The organism is Candidatus Poribacteria bacterium (assembly GCA_028820845.1).
Taxonomy (GTDB): Bacteria; Poribacteria; WGA-4E; order WGA-4E; family WGA-3G; genus WGA-3G.
On record JAPPII010000108.1, the window covers coordinates 1 to 24,555 of the forward strand.

Sequence of the window (24,555 nt, forward strand, 5' to 3'; positions counted from 1 at the left end):
AGCGACGACTGAGAATATATCAACTCATTTTCTAATTTTGCGTAAGTCCTATTTATACTAACAATAATAGCGCGATTGGCGTATCAATCCTTTACACAAGTTCAATTCTTACACACTTTTCGATGTTTGTCAAGTTTTTCGTATTTTTAAAAATAAAAAATGTTGACTTTTTTTGCAAATTTAGTATAATGTGGACAGCAATGAACGGCTGCTGCGTAAGTTAGAGATATACCAGCAGATTTTTACATTCCTAAGGAGGACTCACGATGAACCGTTTCACACACGACTTCGATCTCCGAATAGGTCGAGCCTCACTTCTCATCCTTGCCTTCGCACTTCTGTCTGTGACGATTCTGGGATGCGGTGTCAATATCGTTCCGATCGGTGCCAAGATCCAGAATGCCGACAGTGCGTTTGACCAGGCAGAAACTATGGATATCCGCGACGATGATCCCGAAAAAATGGAGGAGAACCGCGCGAAGCAACGGGCACTCTATGATAGAGCGATGACGCTCTATTTAGAGGTTATTGACCGCGATACGAAGGGAAAATGGGCACAGCGCGCACATTACCAGATTGCTAAAATCTACAAGCGCGGCTATGACTGGGACAAAGCGGTTGAGCATTATGATGCCATTGTTACCTTGGATCCCACTGGATATTACGCCAACGAGGCAAAAGGTGGCACAGCGAATATTCGGAAGAATCGCGAAATCATTAAGACAAAGCGGGCTGAGTATCAAAACTATAAAGCTATTTATGATAGTGAACCGACAGATGAAACCTTTAATATTGCTGCAGAGGCACTCTACGAAGTCGCACGTGCTTATGAAAGCTTAGAGAATTACACGGAATCCACCCGTAACTATGAGCGAATGGTCGAAGAATTTCCTGAGCACCCGAAAGCACCACAAGCCCAATTTCAAATCGGCAACCTCTACTTCTACAAGATTTATGACTATATCGGCGGTTGGCCCGCGTATACGGCAGTCGTGGAGAAATTCCCGGATTCTTACGAAGCCTCACAAGCCGGCACACTTCTAAAGCAGACAGCGGAAGTTTTGACGGAAATTAGTTTCCTGATGGACGAAATCGATAAGTTTCGCAATAAGAAAGCGGTCGAATACCAAAAGACCGGACGAAAGATTACCCCTGCTGATATGTGGGTGATGGGGTATAGTGATCAGGTCGTCCAAAATTTCCAACAGATTGCGGGTAACTGGGAAAGACTTCGCAACTTCCCTCGTGCTATTAATGCGTACAGTACGTTGGTACGAGATTTATCCCACAAGAAATTCGCCGCCGCAGATGCTATGTATCGTATCGGTACGCTCTATCAGCAAAGTGCTGAGTATGAACGGGCAATCGAGGCATACGACAATCTGTTTGAAAATGCCCCCGAGTCTGTATGGCGCAACGAAGCCGTTTACCAACAAGCGGTCTGTTATCGCTCTATCCGTGAATTCGGTGCTGCTTACGAAGGATTCAAAGCCTATATGAGTATTACAAAGGGTGACACCCCCTACCTTCGCGAAGCAGAGCAGATTGTGCGCCAATATGAACTTGACCAAGATGAAGATGGATATCTGTTCTATCAAGAACAAGAAGCTGGCACATCTGATCAAGATGCAAATTCTCATCCCGGTATGGGTAGCTAATTTTCGACTCACTGGAACGATAGGGAAACCATGCCTCGTGCTTTGGTTTCCCTATACGTATTTAAAAGGGAAGGGATCACTATGTTCACGAAAATGTTTGGTATCAGAACACCCTCTGAATGTTGTGTTGAATTTACATTCCGCTATATGTTTTTTTCACTTTTCTTCGTCATGTTATTTACTCTCCCGAGTGCCGCCGATCTCCGAGATGGACTCATCAACTACTGGCCACTTGATGGCGATGCTATGGATATAGTTGGCAAACACGATGGAGAAGTCGTCGGTGGCCCGGCATGGGTCAATGCACGCATCGGCAAAGGGGTTGAATTGGATGGTGGTTCACAGAATATCCATATTGCCGATTACAAAGTTATTACTGAAACAACAACTTACGCAGCATGGATTAACGGCTGGAAAGCCTCCGATTGGGCAGGTATCGTTGGGTCGCGTACCCCGACTGCCACAGAACTGATATTTGGCGACAACGACCTGCTCCACTATGTTTGGAACAATAATTCCGCTGAAACATGGCGTTGGGACGGCGGACCGGAGATTCCGATGGAGGAGTGGGCTCTCGCCGCGATGACGATTGAACCAAAGCACGCAATACTTTACATCTATAGCGATGCTGACGGCTTGACGAAAGGGATCAACGACATCCCGCATGTTGAACAGCCGATTGGTCCATTGAACATCGGGTGGGTTGACTGTTGTGGCGGCAATCGTTATTTCAAAGGTATTATTGATGAGGTGATGATATTCGACAGGGCACTGTCTGAAGATGAGATTCTAAAACTCGCCGAACAGGGACTCGCCGTTGAAGCGTTGAATAAATTAACAACAGCGTGGGGAAAAATCAAGCGAGCTCGTCGTTAATAACTGTATCATAGTCGAGATCTTGGTACCAGCGTTCGACGTTTTTGAAGAGGAATGAAGTCATGCAAAATGCCTTGGGGAATATAGATGATACAGCAGCAATGCCGCGGCGACAGGGGAGGGTGCCAAGGATATTTCAAGAGTATCGAAACCATTTCGGTCTGTTTTGGCGTGTGATGTTACCTGTCATCGTTGTTAGCCTCGTATTCAATAGTACCTTTTTCCTTGTTGCTAAATTAGCAAACCCAGAGGCACTATGGAGGCTTAGCACATCAGGGAACATCACTGCATTCGGTCAACTTTCCGCGACCTCAATCGGTGTACACTCTAGCGTAGGTTTCCATGGGGCCACCTTCGGTATCGGTTTCCTATGGTTAGCGATGTGCCCGCTTAGCTTGATCATCATCTATCAGCATCGTGAGAAAAATGTTACTTTTGGTGAAGTGTGGCGACTGACGCGCCGCAAGGCTCTATCTATCCTGGCAGCATGGCCTTTGATGCTACTTGTGATGGGAGCTCCTGTGCTCATTCTCATATTTATCGCAGGCGTACTTGAAGCTTTTCTGATCCAGGGTACATTAATGGGGCCCGCCCTCCTACCTACACTGATTGCAGGTGCTATCGCTGTCTATTTTCTCGTAAAATGGAGTCTCTACAATCAGTGTATAATTATTGAAAATCTATCCATAGTTGCTGCACTTCGCCGGAGTAGTGAGCTTGTCCGCGGGAGATGGGGACAGTTGTTTGGCATGTATCTATTGCTTACCTTGGGGACAATGGTGTTCACCACCGCGGTTTTCGGTTTAACGTTGCTATTCTTTTCTGTGGTCGCGTCCGAATTTGCGCCGCTGCGCGAGGTGCTGCAATCAGGGAAATTCTTCGGTCTCTTTGTCGGGGGTCAGGTTCAAATAACCTTACCAGATGCACCCGTTTGGGGAATCGGGGTGATGATTGCGCTAAACACACTAATAAACGCGATATTAGCACCGATCTGGGCAATTGTGACAACACACCTTTACATGGAACGAGCGGGGACACCCGAACAGGCAGTTTCCGTATAGTTGGGGCTGGATATTAGAGAAACAGTTGGACCCGAGAACGTTCCTCTGAAGGTAAGTAGTTAAACACTTTTTGTCGGACGAGTTCTGGTGTATAACGGCGGGAGAAATGAATTAAGACAACGTGCTCGCTCTCAACATTGGCTAACATGGAAGGTAACATCTCAAGATGTAAATGCCTTGTTCTCTTCGCACGTGTCCGATGTTCGGGTAGGATGAAAGTGCATTCACAAATCAAGACTTTGCATTGTTTAAGCAAGGGATGTGCATCAACAGGAATGCCCCTCGTATCTCCAAGATAGGCAATCAACGGTAATTGCACCTCCTTTGTCACCTCAATCCCTGACTTTCTCAATTCGGCAATGTCGCGTCCGGACAGATGCTGAAATTCCGGCTTCAACTTCTTACGGACCTCACAAATCAGATAAGATACCGCTGGGACACTATGGTTACCGGGCAAAATATGGGCAACCAGATTCTGTCGGAACGGAATCACATCCCCCACGCGAACGGGGGTGATCTGATATGCCCAACTCCGACCTGTATCCAAGGCGGCGATCTTATCGAGGATCTGCATCAACTGTTTAGAACCACTGGACGGCACATAGATATTACCCGGTGGTATACCAGAAAGCCAACGTTGGCTGATATAGATGGGTAATCCAAAGTAGTGATCAAGGTGAAAATGTGAGATAAAGACATTGTTAATGCCGATGAAATTCATCGGACATCTGCCTAAATCGAAAACCAGATCAAGCTCCTTCACCCGTATGTAAGTCGCGACAGCGGAACTGGATTTTCCCTCAAGTGTTAAATTATCACATTGCAACAGTGCCATAGTAATTATCAGTTTTTAGTTATTGGTTCTCAGTGAGGTGGCGATAGACGAATTCATCAATTTTTCTGTCCTTACCACACACTGACAACTCATCAGTTATGCCTCATGAAAGGAGAAAAAATGCGTATTGGAATTATTGGCGGTAGCGGCTTTTATCAGATGGAAGGCTTAACAGATATCGAAGAAATCGAGATCGAAACCCCTTTCGGCAAACCCAGCGATGCTCTTATTCTGGGTAACCTTGATGGAAAACCTGTTGTTTTCCTACCACGACACGGCGTTGGTCATCGGATTTTACCCTCAGAGATTAATGTCCGCGCTAATATTTATGCTTTAAAATCGTTAGGTGTCGAATGGCTTATCTCCGTGAGTGCGGTCGGAAGCCTCCGTCAAGATATTGAACCTCGTCACTTTGTTGTACCAGATCAACTCTACGATCATACCAAAGATCGGCAGTCAACCTTTTTCGGGGACGGTATTGCCGCTCACATCAGTCTTGCCCACCCTTTTTGTTCAGACCTGAGTCGGCTTTTGTCCACAGGAGCCTCGGAGACCGGGGCAGCGGTACATAACGGTGGCACCTACATCTGTATGGAGGGACCAGCGTTTTCAACGCAAGCGGAATCTAATGTCTACCGACATTTCGGATTTGACATTATCGGAATGACCGCAGCTCCTGAAGCCAAACTCGCTCGCGAGGCAGAAATCTGTTACGCCGTTCTTGCCTGTTCCACAGATTACGATTGCTGGCACCCTGATCACGATAACGTGACCACCGAGATGATCCTTGATAACGTCCGTTTTAACGTTGAAACTTCCAAGAAAATAGTGCGCAGTGCTATTGCCAAAATTCCAGAGGAACAACGGAGCTGCGCTTGTTCAGGTGCGCTTGAATACGCACTCGCTACACATCCAGACAAGATACCACCGGCGAAACGACACCAGTTAAAACTCTTGTTGGACAAGTACTTGACGTAGCGTTTCAAAGATTTTATCTGCCTCCGCTTCGGTTAGAATAAGTGGCGGTGCCAGGAAAATAATATTTTCGGGTTCCTCGATAGCATGACCGATTTTCCCGACGATAATACCTTCTTCTCGTAATTGCCCTACAATTTGGTTCGTCTTTGCCGTTTCGAGATGCGCGCCATCGACTTCGATGAGTTCCACAGCGAGCATTAACCCTTTACCGCGGACATCGCCGACAATCGGTAAGGCACTCAACGCTTCTAACTTCGAGAGTAGATACGCACCAACTTTTTCTGCATTTTCCGAGAGGCGTTCCTCTTGAAGAATTTTCAGATTCTCGATCCCCGCAGCACACGCCACAGGATGTCCACCGTAGGTACAGACCTGCGCAAATTCCTTATTTTCGTTGGACTCCCCAAGGAATGCATTGAAAACTTCCGCTGAAGCGACACAGGCACCGAGTGGTATATAGCCGCTTGTCAATCCTTTTGCCAACGTAATGAGGTCAGGTTGTACGTCCCAATGCTCACATGCAAACATCTTTCCGGTGCGTCCGAAACCGGTAATCACCTCATCAAGGATGAGGAGTAAGCCGTAGTCGTCGCAGATTTGCCGGAGCCTTGGGAGGTATTCGTCGGGTGGAACAATCACGCCACCGCCACCGATGATCGGTTCAGCGATGACAGCGATGACGGTTTCGGGGCCTTCCCAGTGAATCATCCGTTCAATCTCATCGGCGCATTCGGTCCCACAAGATGGGTATTCTAACCCGATGGGACATCGGTGGCAATAAGGCGGATGCGCATGTAAAAATCCCGGGACGAGGGGTTCAAACGCTTTCCTTCTTCGTGCCTGTCCCGTCGCTGATAGTGCGCCATACGTGAATCCATGATAGCCCCGATAACGACTGATAATCTTATAGCGATTCTCACCCGGATAGGTCTGCCTACCATACTGCCGTGCCATTTTGATAGCGGTTTCATTTGCCTCCGAACCGCTATTGCAGAAATAGACGTGGTTCAAATCACCCGGCAGACATGCAGCGAGTTGCTCGGCTAATACCGTGGCAGGCACGTTAATCTGTGAGTGTGGATAGTAGGGCAGCCTCTGTATCTGTTCGTAAACAGCATCTGCTATCTCCTGCCGTCCGTAACCAACATTGACATTCCACAACGCCGAATAAGCATCTAAGTACTCGCGTCCGTCTGAATCCACGAGTGTTGTGCCGTGTGCAGATTCAAATACAGCCAGTGATGTCTCTTCAAGGCGTTGATGCTGAAACAGTGGATGCCACACGTGCGCCTTATCTGTTTTTCTATAGTCCATCGTCATGTTTTCTTTACCTCAGATTGTACCTCTTTACATAGATGTGGGGGCAGAAATGCCCAGCAGTGTCAATCCATTCCGCAATACCGTTTGCACGCTCTGCACCAGAATCAGTCGTGCGTGCGTCTTTTCCATGTCCGACGGATCGAGGACCCGGTGTTGGTTGTAGTAGGGATGAAAAATTCCGGCAAGTTCGTGTAGATAATGCGGAATACGGTGCGCCTCGCGCGTCTCGGCACTCAGTAGCACGACTGATGGGAATTCGGCTAATTTCCGAATCAGTTCATGCTCGATCAGTTCAGTGAGTCGTTTCAGGGAGACTGCCTCAATTGGTTTGGATGTGATGCCTTGTTCATTCCCCTGCTCGAAAATGCTACAGCACCGTGCATGTGCGTATTGAATGTAAAAGACCGGGTTTTCGCTGGCGTGCGTGACCGCCAATTCTATATTGAAATCAAGATGCGTATTGTTGGCACGCATGAGGAAGAAATAGCGGGCAACATCTACGGCGAATTGCTCACCAACAGTTTCGGCGAGTTCATCAATAAGCGCATCAAGTGTAAAGAACTGTCCGCGCCGTTTTGACATATCCAACCGATTACCTTCAGCATCAACGAGGTTCACCTGCTGAATAATCGAAATTTCGAGCCAATTATCGGGCATACCGAGGGCTTTGACAAAGTTTTTGAGGCGTGTAATATGTCCTTGATGATCGGGTCCGAGCAGATCAATGACTGTTGTGAACCCTCTGTCAAACTTATCTCGGTGATACGCGGCATCCGGCACGAAATAGGTATATTCGCCGTTCCTCCGGATGACCACGCAGTCTTTATCGTCGCCAAAATTTGTCATCCGAAACCACGTCGCGCCTTCGGCTTCATAGAGGTACGCTTTTTCTCGAAAGAGTTCGATGATTTCCTCGGGTTTCCGGCTGTCCCGAATCGCTTTTTCACTCGACCAGACATCGAAGCGAACGCCAAAACGTTCTAAAGAGGCTTCCTGCTGTGCCAATATGTGGGCGATACCTTTATCGCGGAAGTGGGCAATTCGCTCGTCCTTTTCAAGTTGAAGAAACTTATCACCCTCAGTTTTAACAATTGCCTCCGCGAATTCCCGGAGATATTCTCCCTGATATCCCCCTTCTGGAATTTCCAGATTCTCTTCACCGAGTGCCTGTCGATAACGGACATCAATCGACGCACCGAGTCGCTCGACTTGACCACCGGCATCGTTGACATAGAATTCACGGATTGCTTTATAACCTATAGCGTTTAGGAGGTTAACGAGGGTATCTCCGACAGCTGCGGCGCGTCCGCTCACAATATTAAGCGGTCCTGTCGGGTTAGCACTGACAAACTCAATCTGCAGGTGTTTTCCTGCCCCCTTGTCGCACGTGCCATATTGCGATTGCATTGATGCAATTGTTCGGAGCGTGTCGTAGAGCCATTCATCTGAGAGATGAATGTTTATAAAACCTGCCCCAGCAATGTCAATTTGGCGGACGGTTGGATGTGTGTCAAGATTGATGTGCCTAACAATGATTTCGGCGATGTTGCGGGGTGCCATCCGTGCCTGTTTTGCGAGCCCTAATGCGACCGGGGTGGCGAAATCGCCGTGTTCAGGGGTCTTCGTTGGGGAAAAGGGGATATCCGGCACTTCGGCTATAGAGAGCTCACCAGACTCCATAGCGGCACGGATTGCATTTTCAAGGATATTGTAAACTTCTGTTTTGATTGCGTCCATAGGCAAAATTAAGATTCTGTATCAGTTATTTTTTTATTAAATTCAACATTTTTTCGATTAACTAACAGAATTATAGCACAATAGACTGCTTATGTCAAAAAATCATTCAGTAGTCAGCGATTAGCAAGGGTCCGGTACAACAATTTTCTGCTTGAATTTTAAGAAAAGCGGGTTTATACTACCTAAAAACTAAGATTTTCCATAGTAGATGTAAAGAAAAAAGGGGATAGCAATGCGGGTACTTATCATGTCGGATATGGAAGGGGTCAGTGGTATCGTTGTGTGGGATCAGGTGAGTGGTGGCGCACCGATGTTTGAGGAAGGAAGACACCTCTATACAGAAGAGATTAACGCCGCGGTGCGTGGTGCGAAAGCTGCGGGCGCGACAGAAATCGTCGTTGTGGATTGTCACGGTGCGGGGAAAGGCTGGACTTTCAACTCACTCATTCCAGAGAAAATTCATCCAGATTGTGAGTGGGTGGCGCATCACGGCTGGGGACGCTATGAAGATATGTGGAAAAGCGGGTGCGATGCCTGCTTGCTCATCGGTATGCATGCCCGCAACGGTACGCCTGACGGTGTGTTGTGCCATACGATTTCCAGTGTACAGTACCGGAATCTGTGGTTCAACGACGATTTGGTCGGTGAAACCGGCGTGAACGCTGCGCTCAACGGCGCATACAGCGTGCCAGTCGCGCTTGTCACAGGCGACGCGGCAGTCTGCCGAGAAGCAAAAGAACTTCTCGGCGACGTATTGCCCACGGTCGTCGTTAAACAGGGGCTCAGCCGATATAGTGCGCGACAATTGCCCCCGGTACGTGCTCGTCAATTGATTGAGGAGGGCGCGCGAGATGCCCTTCAAGATTTAAGTCGGGTTAAGCCTTACATTCCGGCAGCACCGACGACAATCAAGATCGAACTCTCAAGTGTTGATAAACTCGCAGACTTTAAAGGGCGCGCAGGTGTTGAGATAACCGGGCCCGTTAACGTCGAAAGTCGTGCGAAGGATTGGTTGACTGCGTGGAACCAATTCTGGCCCTACGGTTAGGATTATTCGTCAAGAACATCCAGCGGATCGCCGGAGGCATCTGCCCGTTCTAATATTTCAACTTCATAACCGTCAGGATCGGTGATAAACGCCATTTTCATTCCGCCAGATGTGAACTGTTCGCGCCATTCATCGGGCCAAATTTCCAGTCCTGCTTCCTCTAATCCGTCGCAAAATTCAACAATGTCGGGTACACCGATAGCAAAATGCATCAGATCCTCTTGGACCTGAAGGTCAAAGTCGGGTGAATAGGTGAGTTCTAAGGTGTGTGCGTTTCCTGGGAGTTCAAGGTGCACAATCTGGTTACCCGCCGGTGATTTATCACTTCGACTGAGGACTTTGAATCCCAAGTGATCGCAATACCAATCAATAGAACCGTCAAGGTCGCTGACGCGAACCCGTGTATGTAAAAAAACTGCCATGTTTGTCTCCTTTTTGAGAATTGTGTGGATATAATAGCGTATTCCGTAAATTTTAGCAAGAAGGTTAGGGGTGATTTTTTGGTTGAAAATTAGAGCACTACCGTCTACAATGATGACAGAATTAAGCAGAGATATTCTATTAGACATGCAAAACGCCTACCATCACGCTATGGCATACCTATAGGACTCAAAATGAACCGAAAAACCGATAGACCAAATGTTCTCTTTATCATGTCAGACCAGCACCGTTACGATTATCTGGAAACTGATGAAAATGCGCCTACTGCCCTCAATACGCCTAACTTACGTCGCTTGGCGGAACAAGGCGTGAGTTTTCCAAACTGCACCGTGAACGCGCCAGTTTGTGCGCCATCACGTATTGCCCTCGCGTCGGGATTGCAGCCTTCCCGTGTGGGAGCAGTGGACAACGGGAGTTTTCTACCCGCTAACGTCTCGACCTATTACCAACAGCTCCGTGATTACGGCTATCGCGTCGGATGTGTCGGAAAACTCGACCTCGCTAAACCTGACGGCTATAACGGACGTTACGGTGACCGTCCACGTACTTATAGTTGGGGATTCACACATCCCGAAGAGTGTGAAGGCAAGATGCACGCTGGAAGTTCGCCAACACCTATCGGTCCTTATACTCACTACCTTCAGGAAAAAGGTATGCTCAAGGCATTTCACGAAGATTATCGTAAACGCAGTGGCGGCGGTTGGATTAAAAACGGTTCTCACGATTCCGTTCTTTCGACAGAAGACTTCGCAGATACCTACATTGGCAGGCGGGCAACCGAATTTATTGAGAATATCCCAGACGACTTCCCGTGGCACATGTTCGTGAGTTTTGTCGGACCGCACGATCCGTTCGACCCGCCGACTGAATACGGGGACAAGTATCGCCACGCCGAGATGCCGCCTGCGGTTGCTGACGATATGGACGGAAAACCTGAATGGGTGAAACGACGCGTCGTTGATGTGAGTCCAGAGGAGATCACTGTAACACGACAACAGTACTGCGCTGCGACGGAATTGATTGACGACCAAATCGGAAAGATGCTCCGTGCACTCGAACAACGCGGAATGCTTGATAATACCTATATCATCTATTCCAGCGACCACGGTGAAATGCTTGGGGACCACGGGCTTTACACAAAGAGTGTCGCGTATGAGGCGTCGCTGAGAGTCCCACTTATCGTCGCTGGACCCGGCATTGCGGGAAACCAGATTTCAGAGAGTCTGGTGGAACTCATTGATTTGAATCCGACGATATGTGATCTGGTGGGGGTGCCTGTGTTGCCACGTATTGACGCGAGGTCTATTGTCCCCGTTCTTCACGGTGAAACCGAAACACACCGCTCCGAAACCGTGAGTGCGCTCCGAAACTTCCGATGTATCCGGACAGCAACACATAAACTCATCGAAAACTACAACGATGTAACGGAACTCTACGATTTGGAAAACGATCCTTCGGAGCTGCATAACATCGCATCCTCAGAACGCGAAACTGTGAGGACACTCAGTGGTCGTTTAGGACGGCGGTTCCGTTCAGAGTTAGGCGCGGATTGATAAATTCCAATGGACGCAAACCTCGCTTATGATGCAAAACGCGCGTATCATCACATCAGACAACTCGCTTTTCCAAGACTGGTGGGCAGCACAGGTGAGCCTGACGCGCGGGCGTATATCGTCGAGCAATTCACTGAGCTCGGACTGCACGTTGTAAAGGAACCTTTCCACTTCACAAAATTTCCCGCTGAAGTACTACCCCGTATCCTTTGTGGTCTCTTTGTGCCTGTAGTGGTCTCTGTGCCGTGGTTCGGTGAACGGTTTCCGATACCTGTATGTCTCGCCTGCCTACTCAGTATCTTCGTGGCGTTGTTTTTCACCCAATGGCAGAGACGGTTTGAAGGGTTGTATAATGTGGGCAGAAAGTATGATTCGGAGAACATTATCGCGACGAACGGTAGGAAACCGAATGATAATGCGTCTGCCGTCCTGTTCGTAGCACACTACGACTCCAAATCACAGGTATTACCCATTGTTGTGCGAGCAGCGGCTTACGGTATAGCAATTCTCGGACTTATTGGACTCACACTGGCAACAGTGATTCAGGTTATCACGGCTGTTTGGATGCCGGGTTATGCTATCTGGAGTATTACTGGAATTACTGTCTTTTGCCTTCTGCTCTTGCAAATCAATTTGACGCAGAATCGTTCTCCTGGCGGTTTTGATAACGCCTCCGGCGTTGGGGTCATGCTTGAGATTGCGCGTGTGGTGATGGCGCGCCGTGAGAAAAGACCTATTACCTTCCTCGCTGCGGGCGCAGAAGAGCTTGGTATGTGCGGTGCCCTGCGTTATATCCAAAAGCATGCTGATGAATATAACCGTAATCATACCTACATCATCAACTTAGATGGCCTCGGTGTTGGAAACGGTGTCAACCTCGTTACCCGCTACGGTATTCCACCGGTCAGTACAACGCGCGAGTTAGCTAAGATATTTCGGACATCAGGTGAATCCCTCGGCGTCCAGGTATCGGAACGGTATCTGCCGATAGGTGTCGGGTTGGACAGCATTCCGATGGCGAGTCGTGGATTTGAAACGGTTACGCTAACGGCAGGAGATGTGGGTAGCGTTGCCCTGAAAATCCACTCAAAACAAGATAATGCCGACTTACTCAATGTGGAAAGTCTACAACAGGTAGGTGAGTTAATTACCGATGTCATTAAAAGCACATAAAACATCACCGGTGACGGGGGTCATCCTTGCAGGCGGTAAAAGCCGACGAATGGGAGAGAATAAGGCACTCCTGCAGCTTGGCGGAGACTCTCTCATCGGACATGTCATCCATCGCATGCGTCTCGTTACAGATGAACTCCTCCTTATTACCAACAATCCTGCTGAATACACGCACGTAGGCTTACCGATGCACAAAGACCTTGTTCCAAACACCGGTGCGTTGGGTGGTATCTATACCGGTTTGACGCACGCTTCACACGATGTTGTGCTCTGTGTTGCGTGCGATAGTCCGTTTTTCGTACCGAAACTGCTTACCTATCTGGTCTCCGTTCTGGCTGAATATGATGCCGTTATGCCTTATACCACCAGTCGTGACAAAACACACCTAACGCTTCAAACCTTGTGCGCTGCCTATTCTAAATCCTGTCTATCTATCATTGAGCGGATGCTCCAAGAATCTGAGCTGCGTGTCCACGCACTACAGGAATGGGCAAACATAAAGCGTATCCCACCTGAAATCTGGCAGAAGTTCGATCCAGACGGTATGTCCTTTTTCAACATCAACACGCCAGAAGACTTTGCCCGCGCTACTTCCTATATGAGATCGCAAAGCCAGCAGTAAATTACCTTCCACAGTTTGCCTGATTTAAGTGATATTCTACATATTTATCGGCTAAAATCAATTTTTTTTAGCATTATGCACCCTTTTTGCCTATAAATTGTGTCTTTAACAATTGGAATGGCGAAAAACAAGATAAAAGAAGGAAAATAGGGTGAAAATAAAAAGTTTGATAAACAATCATATCAAACTTGAACTTATGTGTAGCGAGATTTCTGTTTAGCAATACCCATTTGAAAACGGAGGATTCTGATGGTAAGAGAGGATGCACAGTTGGTTCGAAAAACTTTGTTAGGCGATGACAATGCATTCGGCACCTTAGTCCGAAAGTACGAAAAGGGCGTTCATGCACTCGTGTGGCGTAAGATTGGCGATTTTCATTTTGCTGAAGAACTTACGCAAGACACTTTCCTCCACGCATACAAAAAACTCGCTACCTTAAAAAACCCCAATCAGTTTGCGGGGTGGCTCTATGTCATTGCGAATCGGCTTTGCATTAATTGGGTCCAGCGGAAAAAGACCGATATGCAGTCCTTGGAGCACACAGACACCCAAGAGATAGAGAAATTCATTTATACACGTTACGTATCAGAACAACGCGAAACAGAAAATGCCGAACGCCGCTATGAAATCGTCAAACAACTTCTTGAAAAACTGCCTGAGAGTCAACGCACTGTCGTAACGCTCTACTACCTCGGTGAAATGACGACAAAGGAGATCGGCAATTTCTTAGGCGTGTCGGTGAACACGGTTAAGAGTCGGCTCCGTCGAGCACGAATCCGTTTACAGCAAGAAGAGCAACTCCTGATTAGCGAAATTCTCGGTAGTTTCCAATTACCTGCCAGCCTGATCGAGAACATCATGCGGCAAGTCGCCGATATAAAACCGGTCCCTCCATCAACCGGTAAGCCTTTCCTCCCATGGATTGCTTTTGGGACCGCTACGGCATTGATTGCCTTGCTGCTCAGCGGAAGCAATCAACATCTCATTCGATTCCAGAAGCCATATAGTTTCAATACAGCCGCCGAAGCCACTATTGAAATCATTGATACTACTCTCGTTCTTGATATTGAATCAAAACCCGCTGTGCGAAACCAGATTGGACAGGCTGGGGCTACCGGAAAAAATGGAGACACAGACTCACAGATTTCCGAGAAAGATTCAGTATATAATGCCCCGCTCGGTTTCTCTCATTTTTCTACCTCACATTGGGAACTGATAACCGAAATTCCGACCAAGAGAACGAACTTCTCCACTGTTGTCGTAGATGATAAAATTTATCTCATTGGTGGCACTCTCTTTGAAAATGGACGCGGCCCCTTTGGGCTTTCAACCGTGGAAGTCTATGACCCCAAAACGAACATCTGGCAGAGAGGCACAGATATGCCAACACCACGTGCCGGTGCGAGGACAGCGGTTGTCAATGGAACTATCTATGTCTTCGGAGGCTATAGTGGGATAGACAACCGCGGTGAAAACTTCAAATTTCTGGATATCGTAGAGGCTTATGACCCTCAAACAGATACATGGGTTAGAAAACAGGACATGCCCTTTCCTTGTAGCAATTTCGGCATTGGTGTGGTTGCTGGAAAGGTCTATACCATCGGAGGTTTAGCGGATTCTAATAAAGAAGAGTCCAACTCACTTAAGTGGACAGACCGCGTTGAAGTCTACGATCCACAGACTGACACATGGGCAGAACGTGCGAAGATGCCGACCCGGCGCGATTACTTCGGGGTAGGCGTTGTCAACAATCGCATTTATGTCATCGGCGGACGTGGATGGCCACAAGTCGGGAACCCGAGTGGAACCTTTCTGACCGTCGTTGAGGAATATAACCCAGAAACCAATCAATGGCGAAAGAAAAATGATATATTGGACCTGAGGCTCTATTCTTCAACGGTTGTTGTTGACGATCAAATCTATTTAATTGGTGGTTTCGTTTGGCAAGACGGACTCCGTAGGGATCCTGCGACTGTAGATGTCTATACGCCAGAAACAGAGGAGTGGAGCGATATTCCGCCAATGCCAACGGGAAAGACCCCGTTTGGTGTAGCAATTGTTAAGGGTAAAATTTACGTTTTCGGCGGCGAGGGGGAGAACGGAGAATTTCTACCAACTGTCGAGGTGTTTAACACCGATTTTCATGCCGTCGATGCAATAGGCAAACTGCCCGTGTGCTGGGGAGAACTCAAAGCACAACACCAAAATTAAACGGGTTTAATCTTATGGTTCCATAGAAAAAACAGACGATATCTGAGACGCCATCCTCAATAATTGATTCTCAGAGCCCCGCTTATCCGCAGATTTTCTCCAAATTGCCCGCCTATCCTCACATCCCCTTTTAAAATTACGAATATGCAACCTTCTTCTCCACAATATGTGTCACATGTCACAAGCCGATATTATTGATTGGAGAATATGCATGAAAAACGACGACCCTAAATGGATTGAACACGTTATAGCAGGCGATGAAGATGCTTTCACTGCTCTCGTGAAAAAATACGAAAAGCAGATACACGCCTTCGTATGGCGGATGGTGATAGCACCCAACGCCTAAAGGCGTGGGCTTCGGTTTCGTAGACAGTGCGGTTTTCTCAGAGAGTCCACCGTCTTATTCCGTCTCCACCCGCGGGCGTTTCCCTGTAGTCTCCTATACTACAGGCATATCGTTAGAGAACGGCTATCCCTGCCCGCAATATGTTTATCGCAGCGTTGATGTCTCGGTCGTGGTGAGAACCACATTCGGGACATGTCCACTGCCTATCAGAGAGCGTTAGATTTTCGTTATGAAAACCACAATCGGAACAAGGCTTTGTGGAAGCTGTCCACTGCCCGATTTGGACAAAATGACGCTTATGTTTGCTACACTTATACTTCAATAGCTCAACGAACTGGTAGAACGCGAGGTCGGAGACTTTACGTCCCCAAAGTCGTTTCATACCCGCAAGATTCAAGGTTTCAATGGCGATGGTGTCAAATCTCTTACAAAGTTCAGAAGCAAGTTGCCACTGAAAGTCTTTGCGTTGGTTACTGATTTTCCGATACAGACGTGCGAGTTGTCTCACACACCGCCACCAACCGTTAGAACCTTTTTGTTTACGACTCAATGCCTTGTTGAGAGATCGAAGTTTCTTCAAAGACTGTTTCAAAGGTTGTGGGTGCTGTTTTTTCTCACCCGTGCTCAGCGTCAAATATGCGTCTTTCATACCGAAGTCTGCCCCGACACTTTTACCCGTCGTTGGCAAAGGTTTTGTTTCTACAAAATCCGTGAGTATGTAAAGCCAATAATCACCGCAATTATCGCGTTTGATCGTGATTCGACTGATATTCCCATAAAAATCACGGTGTTTATATAATGTATAAGCCACTTTGTCATGTCGCCATTTACCGTTATTCCATTTTCTGAAATTGAGGGTGAGGCGATTGTCTTTCAGAGACCAGCCTGCTTGTTTGAGCGTGAAGGATTTGAACTTATGCTTACGTTTGATTTTCGGTCTACCGCCCAGTTTCTTGAAAAAACGGTCATACGCCAAGTGAATACGTTTGAGTTCTTCTTGAATCGCTTGACTCGGCAATGCCTTCCAATGTCGGTGTGTAGTGCGTTTCAACTCGGTTACATGTGCACACATCGCAGCATGGTTCGCATATGGCAGCCCATTCTTATAGCGTTGACGTTGCCATTTATGAAAATACGCGTGAACCTGCCACATATCATCAAGCAGGTTGCCAAGACGAATACAATTCGATTGATCATAAAACGGATATTTGTAGGTTTTCATGGTATATCACACATCACACTTTTAACCCTTACACAGTGGGGTGGCAAACACGTTACCAAGCGGTAACGCTGTGTATGTTTGCCAGTGTGATAATATTAATCGTACCACAATTTTGGGTTGAATGTCAAATGTTTTTTCAGACATTTGGCCATTTCCAAAAGGGCGGATTTTCATCCCAAACCTAAAGGATTGGGCTTTCAATCCGTCAATTCCCGTAATTCCAATCAATTTGCCAGTTTTTGGATAAAAATTTAGATTTTTTTCATATTATGCAAGCATTCCGTCGAAAATTGTGTCTTTAACAAGTGAGGGTATAAACAACACCCTTTAGAAAATTCTAACGACGCGGTTTTTGGTAGAATGGAGGCTTGCCATACCACTGAGAAACTTTTTAGCAACGGTGGTGTTCCATCAAACAGAGAATCACGCGGCAGCTGCGCCCTTTTGGCAATTTCCACTCCTACACATCCACTTTTTATCGGATTCCACAAGACGTTCCATGGGAATGGAGGCACTTTAATAATGTCAATAACTTTAATTCAGAAAGAGATAATGCTTCACATTTTGAGTGCACGGTTTGTCGCACTACTCCTGATGTGTGTCCTGCTCATTCCGCTCAATTTCCACATCAACTACCATCGGTATCTCCAACGCCAAGTTGACTATCAAGAAGCCGTGAAAAAGGAAAACAATAAGAATCCTGCAGACGAGCCTTGGGTACACAGACAAGATACAGATCCAAATCTTGAAGTCTCTAAACTGATTCTTAAACCCACACCTTTAAGCGTGTTTGCAACCGGTTTAGAGTCCATCATTCCGAGTTATCTGGGGATGACACGCAACGGGATAAAGCCGGGGGACACGGTGCTATCTTCTGCACCGATAGCCTTTCTCTTTGGGCATCTGGACTTTGTGTTCGTCGTTAGTACGGTTTTTAGTCTGTTAGCACTCCTGTTTACCTTTGATGCGGTCGCGGGAGAAAAGGAAGCAGGAACACTTCGGATAATCCTCGCCAACGCGCTGCCACGCGATATCTTTTTGTGGAGCAAACTTATCGGTGGCTACCTCGTCTTCATTGTTCCTTTCTTAGTCTCGTTAATCATCGGTTTACTCGTGCTCGTCTTACAAGGATTCCCCTTGGCTGAACCGGACATCTATCCTCGCGTTTTTTGCCTCATCCTCGTCTCGTTGCTCTATATTGCGGTCTTTTTTGCGCTGGGGTCAGTAATTTCAATTTATTTTGATAGTTCCAAAACTGCCCTGATTGTTGCCTTTACGATTTGGGTGTTCACCGTTCTAATCCTACCGCGGGTCGGATTCCTCGCTGCGCAAATTGTCGCGCCTGCCCCAACAGCGGAAAGCGTCTACAGAGAAAAAGCAGCGAAGCAAGCAGAATTGCGTGCAGGTCTTGAAAAAGAAAAAGGCAAACTCTTTTCTGAAATGTTCCAAGACCTCTTGCCAGAAGAACCGACATCGGGTGGTTTCGCTGCTGTAGTAGGTGGTCCAGAATATTTCGATAAAATGAATGAGAAGATGGCACCGCTTGAAGAGGCTGCGCGGTTAGAATATCGTGACTTCGCGGCGGAGGTCAACCAACGGTATCAGCAGCGAAGAAAACACCAAGAAGAAATCGGCATCAACCTTTCCCGGATCACGCCTACGTCTTCCTTTATCTCTTTAGCGACCGATGCGACACAAACCGGTCAGGCGAAAAGAAACGCCTATTTTCAAACGGGAGCCCGCTACTATGAGACGCTTGATGCGGAAATGTTCAGCAAAATATCAGAAGCCTCTTTTGGGCACTCAGAAGAAACCCCATCCCCGCTGCCACCGCCATCCATCGTAGAACCGACCTTGGAAGAGACGCTCCAGCATGCTGTCTTGGATCTGCTATTGCTCTGCTTCTTCGCAGGTGGATTGACAACTGCTGCGTTTCTGAAATTTTTCCGTGCAGATATTTGAGGAGGAAAGGGAATGTTCAAACCGTTAAACTCATTCATTAACTATGGAGAACTGTGATGGAAAAAAACGATGCGCAACTGATTCGCAGTGTCTTGTCAGGCGACGAGTCGGCATTCGGCACTTTAATCCAAAAGTACCAAAAGGGCATTCACGCGTTGGCGTGGCGGAAGATCGGTGATTTCCACTATGCTGAAGAGATTACACAAGATACCTTCCTCCGAGCATACGAAAAACTCTCGACGCTCAAGAATCCTAATCAGTTTGCTGGGTGGCTCTACGTTATCGCAAATCGGCTTTGCCTGAATTGGATGCGAAAACAAAAATCTGCGATGCTGTCGTTGGAGCAGATGTCTGAGAGAGAAATAGATACGCTAACTTATGAGCATTCTATGTCGGTGTATCGCGAAACAGAAGCTGCTGAGCACCGTCATGAAATTGCCCAAAAACTGCTCGCAAAACTGCCAGAGAGCGAACGGACGGTCATGACACTCTACTATCTCGGCGAGATACCCGCGAAAGAAATTAGCAAGTTCTTAGGGGTATCTGTAAAGACGATCCATAGCCGACTCCATCGGGCACGAAAGCGTTTACAAGGAGAAGAAGAGCTCCTCATCAAAGAGGTGCTTGGTAACGTCCAATTACCGACTCACCTCATAGAGCGTATCATGCAGCAAGTAGCTGATCTGAAACCTGCTCCGACTCCGACTGGAAAGCCGTTGCTCCCATGGGCGGCTTTTGGCGCGGCTACGGTTTTAGTGCTGTTGCTGTTAGGTGCCAGCAATCAGTACATCGCCCGTTTTCAGAAGCCGTACAGTTTTGAGGCGGTATCCGAACCCACAGTTGAAATCATTGATGCCTTTATCGTACTTGATATAGATTCAAAACCAGCTGTGCGGAATCAAACAGGACAGGCGAATAGCTCCATCCATAACAGCGGTGCAGGTCTATCGACTGCTGAGACAACTTTAGCATCTAATACTCAGACGGATTCTACGAAGATCTCTGATTCACAGTGGACACCAACAAATGGGCCCGACGGTGGTACTGTATACGACATCTTTGCTACAGCCGAGAGGAGCCTTTATGCTGCTGCACCAACAGGTATCTACAGATTAACAGCAGACGCAACTACATGGACGCGCATCAACACGAATATACCAATCGGAGGGTTGCGAATGCCGATGGCAGCATACGCCGAGACGCTCTATATTGTTTCGACGGATAAGATATTCACTTCAACCGATAAGGGTGAGACATGGCATGTCCTTTGTTCCCGTCCAAAAGGACATCCGACTGGACTCGTCGTCATGGCTGCGGCAGAGCAGCAGAGCTTACACGCACATCCTGTAATGTATCTCACGTTACAAAACAGAGGCGTTTTTCGATCTATAGATGCTGGTGCACAATGGCATCATCTACCGGAGGGGTTAGCAAACGAAAACGTTTATGCAATGGCTGCGGTCGGAGACACAGTGTTTGCTGGCACAAACAAGGGGCTCCATCGCCTTAATTCAGACGTTTGGCAACGATTGCCTGTGGGGCTGCCAGGACCTGTCTACGCCGTGACGAGATTTGAAAACAACCTTTACATTGAAATAGGTTCTAATCATTTCCCATGGAATCCGATCGCGTCGAAGCAAAATGAAGCGTATAATGTGACAATCCTTGACGACACAAATACGAGCAGAATTTTACACTCGACTGACTTAGGAGCGTCATGGACTGAGATAACAGATGAAAATGAATCCGCCTTTATGAATGCAGCATTTGGCATGGTACTTCTAACTAACACCCGTGAAATGTTCTTCCCACTGGGAGTTGTAAAGGCGGACAAAGATACTTTTTACAGAGCCGGTCCCTGGGGTATTCATCGCTCAACCGACCGCGGTAGATCGTGGCATTCATTTATGAAGGGGATAACCGGAACGACAATACAAGATTTGGTCGCAATTAACAATAGACTTTACGCGTTCACTGGTAGGGATCTCGTTCAATCAACGAATGGTGGTGAGACATGGGAAACCCTTCGGATTGATTCCAGCGATCGCACCCTGAAAGAATTTTCTCTTATTAATACTTATCTCGCTTCACAATTAGCAGTTGACGGCGAGGTTCTCTACGGAATCCTACCGGGAAAAAACGCCCCACACCTACGCGTTTTCCATTTATCCACAGATGACGACGCGTTTGTTCCCGTTCACGAAGCACCCCCTTTCAAACGAGAATTCCCACTTACTGAGGAGAAAACAAGAATCGAAGCCCCCATAGCGGAGCATTCACATAATAACATCGAAAAAAGCGACGACTTGTCAGCATCGATGCACGTTTTTGAAATACGTACTGTCACCGGTGGATTAGCCGTTAATGGACACACCCTCTATGTGGAATACGAGCGGAGCCTTTTCAGATGGCGACCTGGCGATTCAGAATGGACAGATACTGGTTTAATAGATACCGGTGAACCTCGTAAGGACAAACCAGATAGAGGTTTCAAGTTAGCGGTTTCAGGAGAAACTGTCTACGTCGGTAAGCGAGATGGCAAACTGTTTCAATCACTTGATGCAGGCAACAGTTGGAAAGATGTTACATCCAACCTTCCACTTCACTTTAAACGTTTCAACGAGATAGTCTTTGTAGGTTCCACAGTCTACGTTGCAACGGACACAGGGGTCTTGGTCTCACAAACTGGAGAACACTGGTCGGTGCTGACCGATGGAATGGGAACGCGTCCTGTCATAGACAGGCTTGCTGGAGATAGCACATCGGTTTATGGTGCCGGTGATGCGGGTCTTTATCATTTAGATGATCGTGGGAAGTGGAAACAGGTTTCGCCGAGCGTTCCAGGTAAAGTTAATTCTCTGGTTGTCAGTAACAATACGCTTTACATTGCTACCGACCATGCCGGGCTGTTTCATATCTCGCTTGAAGCAGAGGGGTTGAAAGCCAACTTTTAAGACGAACTTACTACGAGAGACGGTCTCCTCAATCACTGAAATGTCTCTTTAATTATTGACGTTACTATAAACTATTGCCTAAGCTCTTAGCTTGGTTAAATCACCAAACTAAGAACTCAGGCAACTGACTTCGTTTGAATGTTGAACTTTAACTTATCGAAAAAACGCTTACCCCACCCGACTCGTCACCAACAGCAATATACTGGTCATCCGGTGACCAAACGAGGCTTGTGACCCCCGCTGTCAGAGCGGCTTCATGAACCGCCAGAGAACTGATTCTGCCTCGCAATTGCCAGACGTAGACCAGACCGTCGGCGCTGCCTGAGGCCAGCAGTTTTCCGCGATGTTGAAAACGCACAACGCTGAGAAAATCCTGATGCCTGGAAAGCGTAATGGGACTGGTACCGGCCGGGCCGCGACCGGAACAATCCCACACCGTAACTTCCTGACCGCCTCCCGTAGCCAAGTATCGGCTCGTGGCATCCCACGAGAGTTCTCGCACTTTCGTCGGATAGCCAGTCATTTGCAAGTCCTTACCGGTAGACATAATCCAGAAATGTACGGTCGAATCTTGATCTCCCGTGGCGATGTGTTTGCCGTCAGGGCTCCACGCAACCACCAGTGATGAGCCTTGCCATTCCAATCGGCGGACGGCTTCCGACTGTTGCGGGTCCCACAGCGCGACGCCGCCGTAGGCAATCGAGGCGAGTTGCCTTACACGCGGTCTCCACTGGAGACCAGAAATCGTGCTCTGATGGTCGGAATATTCGCGAACAAGATCGCCGACAGCGTTCCAGAGTTTCAGCTTACGACCAGCGGCAGAGGCGAGTATCGGTTTTTTACCACCACTCCAAGTGAGGTGCTCAACCCATGCTGCGCCCCCGTCAAGCGAATGGGTCGCTTCGCCACTTGTTATATCCCACAACCGAATTTTCCCATCCTGTCCTGCGCTTGCAAGCACCTTGCTGTCTGGACGCCAAGCGATTGACATTGTACCGAATTCATGCCCGTCAAAGGCATGGATAACCGCTCGATGACGCCCTTCAAAAATTGTCACTGGACCGAGAACCGACGCGGCAGCAATATATCTCCCATCAGGGGACCACGCCAGATCAATGACGTGATCGCTGATGGTTGCCGTCCAATTTTCGCGCAGTTGAGAGGGCTGGAAAAAGCGGTTGCTCACGGTGTTCAAGCGAGACATGCTTCAAACCCCTCAGTCAATTCGGCCCGGTCGAGGTTGCGCCCGATGAAGATGAGGCTATTGTAGCGCGATTCATCATCCCAGGGGCGGTCGGGGCGACCGTCGAATAGCATATGAACACCTTGGAAGACGAATCGGTTTGGCTGCCCCTTGATGCTCAGAATACCTTTCATGCGGAAGATGTCGACCCCTTTTGTCATAAGCAGATTGCTAATCCAATCGTTCAGCCGATCGGGGTCGAGGTCGCCGGGGGTTGTGATGCCGACCGATGTGACTTCGTCATCATGTTCGTGGTCTGGCTTAAATTCGCGTTCAACAACTGGCTTGACAAGGGTGCCGCTGCCAAAGAGTTGTGCTTGAAATTCGTCGGGGTGATGCTCGGTAAACAGCGCGTAAGCACCGGGGCGGTCGATCTGCACGTCAAAGCGTAATTCGTCCGCCGTGAGATTCAATGCAATGAGGTGTCCACTCGGTTGAAGGGTGCCACCCGCCGAAAGTTCATGCTCATCATCGGAGAAAACCAGAACGACTGGCTCAACAGCGGCTTTCAAAGCTTCATCGGTTGACTCATTTACGGGCACCAACGCGACTTTCATCGTCGGGTCAGGACCTTCTTGGAGAACCAGTTCATGCGTGCCTGTCGAAAGGTTATAAACACCCGCCCATTCAAAGGGATACTCCGGCTCCATAAACTGTGGGTCAATCTCCATCGCCCGGTCCAGATCGAATCCGCCGACATTGAGAATCTTGTCCATTTCAACCACGGCGTTTTTCGTTCGATAAATCTTCGCTGCAGCGTTCATGCTGCGAATTCTGGCTTCCAGTTGCTCTAACTCTCCCTCGGTCACAAGGTCAATCTTGTTCAACAAAATGACATCGGCAAAGGCAATCTGTTCACGTGCCTCGTCGCTGTCATCGATGTGCTGCCAGATGTGTTTGGCATCAACCAGCGTCGTGACGGAATCGAGTTGCAGTTTCTCCTGCATTTCGGCATCCATAAAGAACGTCTGCGCAACTGGCCCGGGGTCCGCAAGCCCTGTAGTTTCGACCATGATGTAGTCGAACTTATCGCGACGCTTCATCAGATTCCCCAAAATACGGATGAGATCCCCGCGCACCGTGCAGCAGATGCAACCATTGTTCATCTCGAAAATCTCTTCTTCGGCACCGATGACCAAATCATTATCGACACCGATCTCGCCAAACTCGTTTTCGATGACGGCGATACGTTTGCCATGGTTTTCGGTGAGAATACGGTTGAGAAGCGTGGTTTTACCAGACCCCAAAAAGCCTGTCAACACGGTGACAGGGACTTGATTGTTTAGCGTGGCTGTGTTCATCTTTCTCTCCTTGT

19 protein-coding genes are annotated in these 24,555 nt (G+C 47.9%); 12 read left to right on the forward strand and 7 right to left on the reverse strand.

Features of this window, described 5'->3' with window-relative positions; all coding sequences use genetic code 11:
• The first annotated feature begins 266 nt into the window (after positions 1-266).
• The 3 genes from OXN25_19555 to OXN25_19565 all read left to right on the forward strand — a co-directional run bounded on the left by OXN25_19555 (position 267) and on the right by OXN25_19565 (position 3,595).
• Positions 267-1,658: a tetratricopeptide repeat protein gene (locus tag OXN25_19555; protein ID MDE0427055.1), complete on the forward strand. Its 1,392-nt coding sequence runs from the start codon at positions 267-269 to the stop codon at positions 1,656-1,658.
• Positions 1,659-1,739: 81 nt separating this feature from the next.
• Positions 1,740-2,534: a LamG domain-containing protein gene (locus OXN25_19560; protein ID MDE0427056.1), complete on the forward strand. Its 795-nt coding sequence runs from the start codon at positions 1,740-1,742 to the stop codon at positions 2,532-2,534.
• A 62-nt stretch (positions 2,535-2,596) separates the two neighbouring features.
• The gene (locus tag OXN25_19565; GenBank protein ID MDE0427057.1) at positions 2,597-3,595 is read left to right on the forward strand and encodes a hypothetical protein; all 999 of its coding nucleotides are present in this window, start codon (positions 2,597-2,599) and stop codon (positions 3,593-3,595) included.
• 13 nt (positions 3,596-3,608) lie between these two features.
• Here the strand turns inward: OXN25_19565 and OXN25_19570 are convergent, their stop codons facing one another.
• The gene (locus OXN25_19570) at positions 3,609-4,430 is read right to left on the reverse strand and encodes an MBL fold metallo-hydrolase (GenBank protein ID MDE0427058.1); all 822 of its coding nucleotides are present in this window, start codon (positions 4,428-4,430) and stop codon (positions 3,609-3,611) included.
• 120 nt (positions 4,431-4,550) lie between these two features.
• Here OXN25_19570 and mtnP point away from each other — a divergent pair, with 120 nt between their 5' ends.
• The gene (gene mtnP, locus OXN25_19575) at positions 4,551-5,408 is read left to right on the forward strand and encodes an S-methyl-5'-thioadenosine phosphorylase (protein MDE0427059.1); all 858 of its coding nucleotides are present in this window, start codon (positions 4,551-4,553) and stop codon (positions 5,406-5,408) included.
• Here mtnP and OXN25_19580 read toward each other — a convergent pair.
• Together OXN25_19580 and argS are read right to left on the reverse strand one after the other, a co-directional pair.
• Complete coding sequence (locus tag OXN25_19580; protein MDE0427060.1) at positions 5,376-6,722, reverse strand: aminotransferase; 1,347 nt, start codon at positions 6,720-6,722, stop codon at positions 5,376-5,378. The two genes, mtnP and OXN25_19580, sit on opposite strands and share 33 nt — an antisense overlap.
• A gap of 33 nt (positions 6,723-6,755) precedes the next feature.
• Entirely contained in the window at positions 6,756-8,465 is a 1,710-nt protein-coding gene (gene argS / locus OXN25_19585) for an arginine--tRNA ligase (protein MDE0427061.1), read from the reverse strand.
• Between the two features lie 232 nt (positions 8,466-8,697).
• On the opposite strand from argS, the gene OXN25_19590 reads away from it, so the two are divergent.
• Positions 8,698-9,513, forward strand: coding sequence for a M55 family metallopeptidase (locus tag OXN25_19590; GenBank protein ID MDE0427062.1), 816 nt, complete (start codon positions 8,698-8,700; stop codon positions 9,511-9,513).
• Positions 9,514-9,515: 2 nt separating this feature from the next.
• Here the strand turns inward: OXN25_19590 and OXN25_19595 are convergent, their stop codons facing one another.
• Positions 9,516-9,935 carry a VOC family protein gene (locus OXN25_19595; GenBank protein ID MDE0427063.1) on the reverse strand — a complete coding sequence of 140 codons (420 nt, stop codon included), beginning with the start codon at positions 9,933-9,935 and terminating at the stop codon, positions 9,516-9,518.
• Positions 9,936-10,127: 192 nt separating this feature from the next.
• On the opposite strand from OXN25_19595, the gene OXN25_19600 reads away from it, so the two are divergent.
• The 5 genes from OXN25_19600 (at position 10,128) to OXN25_19620 (ending at position 15,859) form a co-directional block, all read left to right on the forward strand.
• Complete coding sequence (locus tag OXN25_19600) at positions 10,128-11,507, forward strand: sulfatase-like hydrolase/transferase (protein MDE0427064.1); 1,380 nt, start codon at positions 10,128-10,130, stop codon at positions 11,505-11,507.
• 9 nt (positions 11,508-11,516) lie between these two features.
• Positions 11,517-12,680 (forward strand): M28 family peptidase, encoded by a 1,164-nt coding sequence (locus tag OXN25_19605; protein MDE0427065.1) that lies wholly within the window; start codon positions 11,517-11,519, stop codon positions 12,678-12,680.
• Positions 12,661-13,302 carry a molybdenum cofactor guanylyltransferase gene (locus tag OXN25_19610; protein ID MDE0427066.1) on the forward strand — a complete coding sequence of 214 codons (642 nt, stop codon included), beginning with the start codon at positions 12,661-12,663 and terminating at the stop codon, positions 13,300-13,302. Before OXN25_19605 ends, OXN25_19610 begins: the two co-directional genes overlap by 20 nt.
• Before the next feature lie 249 nt (positions 13,303-13,551).
• Positions 13,552-15,513 carry a sigma-70 family RNA polymerase sigma factor gene (locus OXN25_19615; GenBank protein ID MDE0427067.1) on the forward strand — a complete coding sequence of 654 codons (1,962 nt, stop codon included), beginning with the start codon at positions 13,552-13,554 and terminating at the stop codon, positions 15,511-15,513.
• Between the two features lie 211 nt (positions 15,514-15,724).
• Complete coding sequence (locus tag OXN25_19620; GenBank protein MDE0427068.1) at positions 15,725-15,859, forward strand: hypothetical protein; 135 nt, start codon at positions 15,725-15,727, stop codon at positions 15,857-15,859.
• Between the two features lie 112 nt (positions 15,860-15,971).
• On the opposite strand, the gene OXN25_19625 is transcribed toward OXN25_19620, so the two are convergent.
• On the reverse strand, positions 15,972-17,081 hold the full coding sequence (locus OXN25_19625; protein MDE0427069.1) for an RNA-guided endonuclease TnpB family protein: 1,110 nt from the start codon (positions 17,079-17,081) through the stop codon (positions 15,972-15,974).
• Between the two features lie 522 nt (positions 17,082-17,603).
• Here OXN25_19625 and OXN25_19630 point away from each other — a divergent pair.
• Entirely contained in the window at positions 17,604-19,043 is a 1,440-nt protein-coding gene (locus tag OXN25_19630; protein ID MDE0427070.1) for an ABC transporter permease, read from the forward strand.
• Between the two features lie 56 nt (positions 19,044-19,099).
• Positions 19,100-21,997, forward strand: a complete 2,898-nt coding sequence (locus OXN25_19635; protein ID MDE0427071.1) for a sigma-70 family RNA polymerase sigma factor — start codon at positions 19,100-19,102, stop codon at positions 21,995-21,997.
• Positions 21,998-22,145: 148 nt separating this feature from the next.
• Here the strand turns inward: OXN25_19635 and OXN25_19640 are convergent, their stop codons facing one another.
• Positions 22,146-23,201: a WD40 repeat domain-containing protein gene (locus tag OXN25_19640; GenBank protein MDE0427072.1), complete on the reverse strand. Its 1,056-nt coding sequence runs from the start codon at positions 23,199-23,201 to the stop codon at positions 22,146-22,148.
• Positions 23,189-24,541: a GTP-binding protein gene (locus tag OXN25_19645; protein MDE0427073.1), complete on the reverse strand. Its 1,353-nt coding sequence runs from the start codon at positions 24,539-24,541 to the stop codon at positions 23,189-23,191. Before OXN25_19645 ends, OXN25_19640 begins: the two co-directional genes overlap by 13 nt.
• Positions 24,542-24,555: the final 14 nt, after the last annotated feature.

Excerpts from the sequence above, each read along its gene's own strand:
- OXN25_19630 (MDE0427070.1), top strand. The coding sequence starts at position 17,604 with ATGTCAATAACTTTAATTCAGAAAGAGATAATGCTTCACATTTTGAGT.
- OXN25_19600 (MDE0427064.1), top strand. The coding sequence starts at position 10,128 with ATGAACCGAAAAACCGATAGACCAAATGTTCTCTTTATCATGTCAGAC.
- OXN25_19620 (MDE0427068.1), top strand. The coding sequence starts at position 15,725 with ATGAAAAACGACGACCCTAAATGGATTGAACACGTTATAGCAGGCGAT.
- OXN25_19590 (MDE0427062.1), top strand. The coding sequence starts at position 8,698 with ATGCGGGTACTTATCATGTCGGATATGGAAGGGGTCAGTGGTATCGTT.
- OXN25_19555 (MDE0427055.1), top strand. The coding sequence starts at position 267 with ATGAACCGTTTCACACACGACTTCGATCTCCGAATAGGTCGAGCCTCA.
- OXN25_19605 (MDE0427065.1), top strand. The coding sequence starts at position 11,517 with ATGGACGCAAACCTCGCTTATGATGCAAAACGCGCGTATCATCACATC.
- OXN25_19570 (MDE0427058.1), bottom strand. The coding sequence starts at position 4,430 with ATGGCACTGTTGCAATGTGATAATTTAACACTTGAGGGAAAATCCAGT.
- OXN25_19625 (MDE0427069.1), bottom strand. The coding sequence starts at position 17,081 with ATGAAAACCTACAAATATCCGTTTTATGATCAATCGAATTGTATTCGT.
- OXN25_19615 (MDE0427067.1), top strand. The coding sequence starts at position 13,552 with ATGGTAAGAGAGGATGCACAGTTGGTTCGAAAAACTTTGTTAGGCGAT.
- OXN25_19560 (MDE0427056.1), top strand. The coding sequence starts at position 1,740 with ATGTTCACGAAAATGTTTGGTATCAGAACACCCTCTGAATGTTGTGTT.
- OXN25_19645 (MDE0427073.1), bottom strand. The coding sequence starts at position 24,541 with ATGAACACAGCCACGCTAAACAATCAAGTCCCTGTCACCGTGTTGACA.
- OXN25_19565 (MDE0427057.1), top strand. The coding sequence starts at position 2,597 with ATGCAAAATGCCTTGGGGAATATAGATGATACAGCAGCAATGCCGCGG.
- argS (MDE0427061.1), bottom strand. The coding sequence starts at position 8,465 with ATGGACGCAATCAAAACAGAAGTTTACAATATCCTTGAAAATGCAATC.
- mtnP (MDE0427059.1), top strand. The coding sequence starts at position 4,551 with ATGCGTATTGGAATTATTGGCGGTAGCGGCTTTTATCAGATGGAAGGC.
- OXN25_19580 (MDE0427060.1), bottom strand. The coding sequence starts at position 6,722 with ATGGACTATAGAAAAACAGATAAGGCGCACGTGTGGCATCCACTGTTT.
- OXN25_19640 (MDE0427072.1), bottom strand. The coding sequence starts at position 23,201 with ATGTCTCGCTTGAACACCGTGAGCAACCGCTTTTTCCAGCCCTCTCAA.
- OXN25_19595 (MDE0427063.1), bottom strand. The coding sequence starts at position 9,935 with ATGGCAGTTTTTTTACATACACGGGTTCGCGTCAGCGACCTTGACGGT.
- OXN25_19610 (MDE0427066.1), top strand. The coding sequence starts at position 12,661 with ATGTCATTAAAAGCACATAAAACATCACCGGTGACGGGGGTCATCCTT.
- OXN25_19635 (MDE0427071.1), top strand. The coding sequence starts at position 19,100 with ATGGAAAAAAACGATGCGCAACTGATTCGCAGTGTCTTGTCAGGCGAC.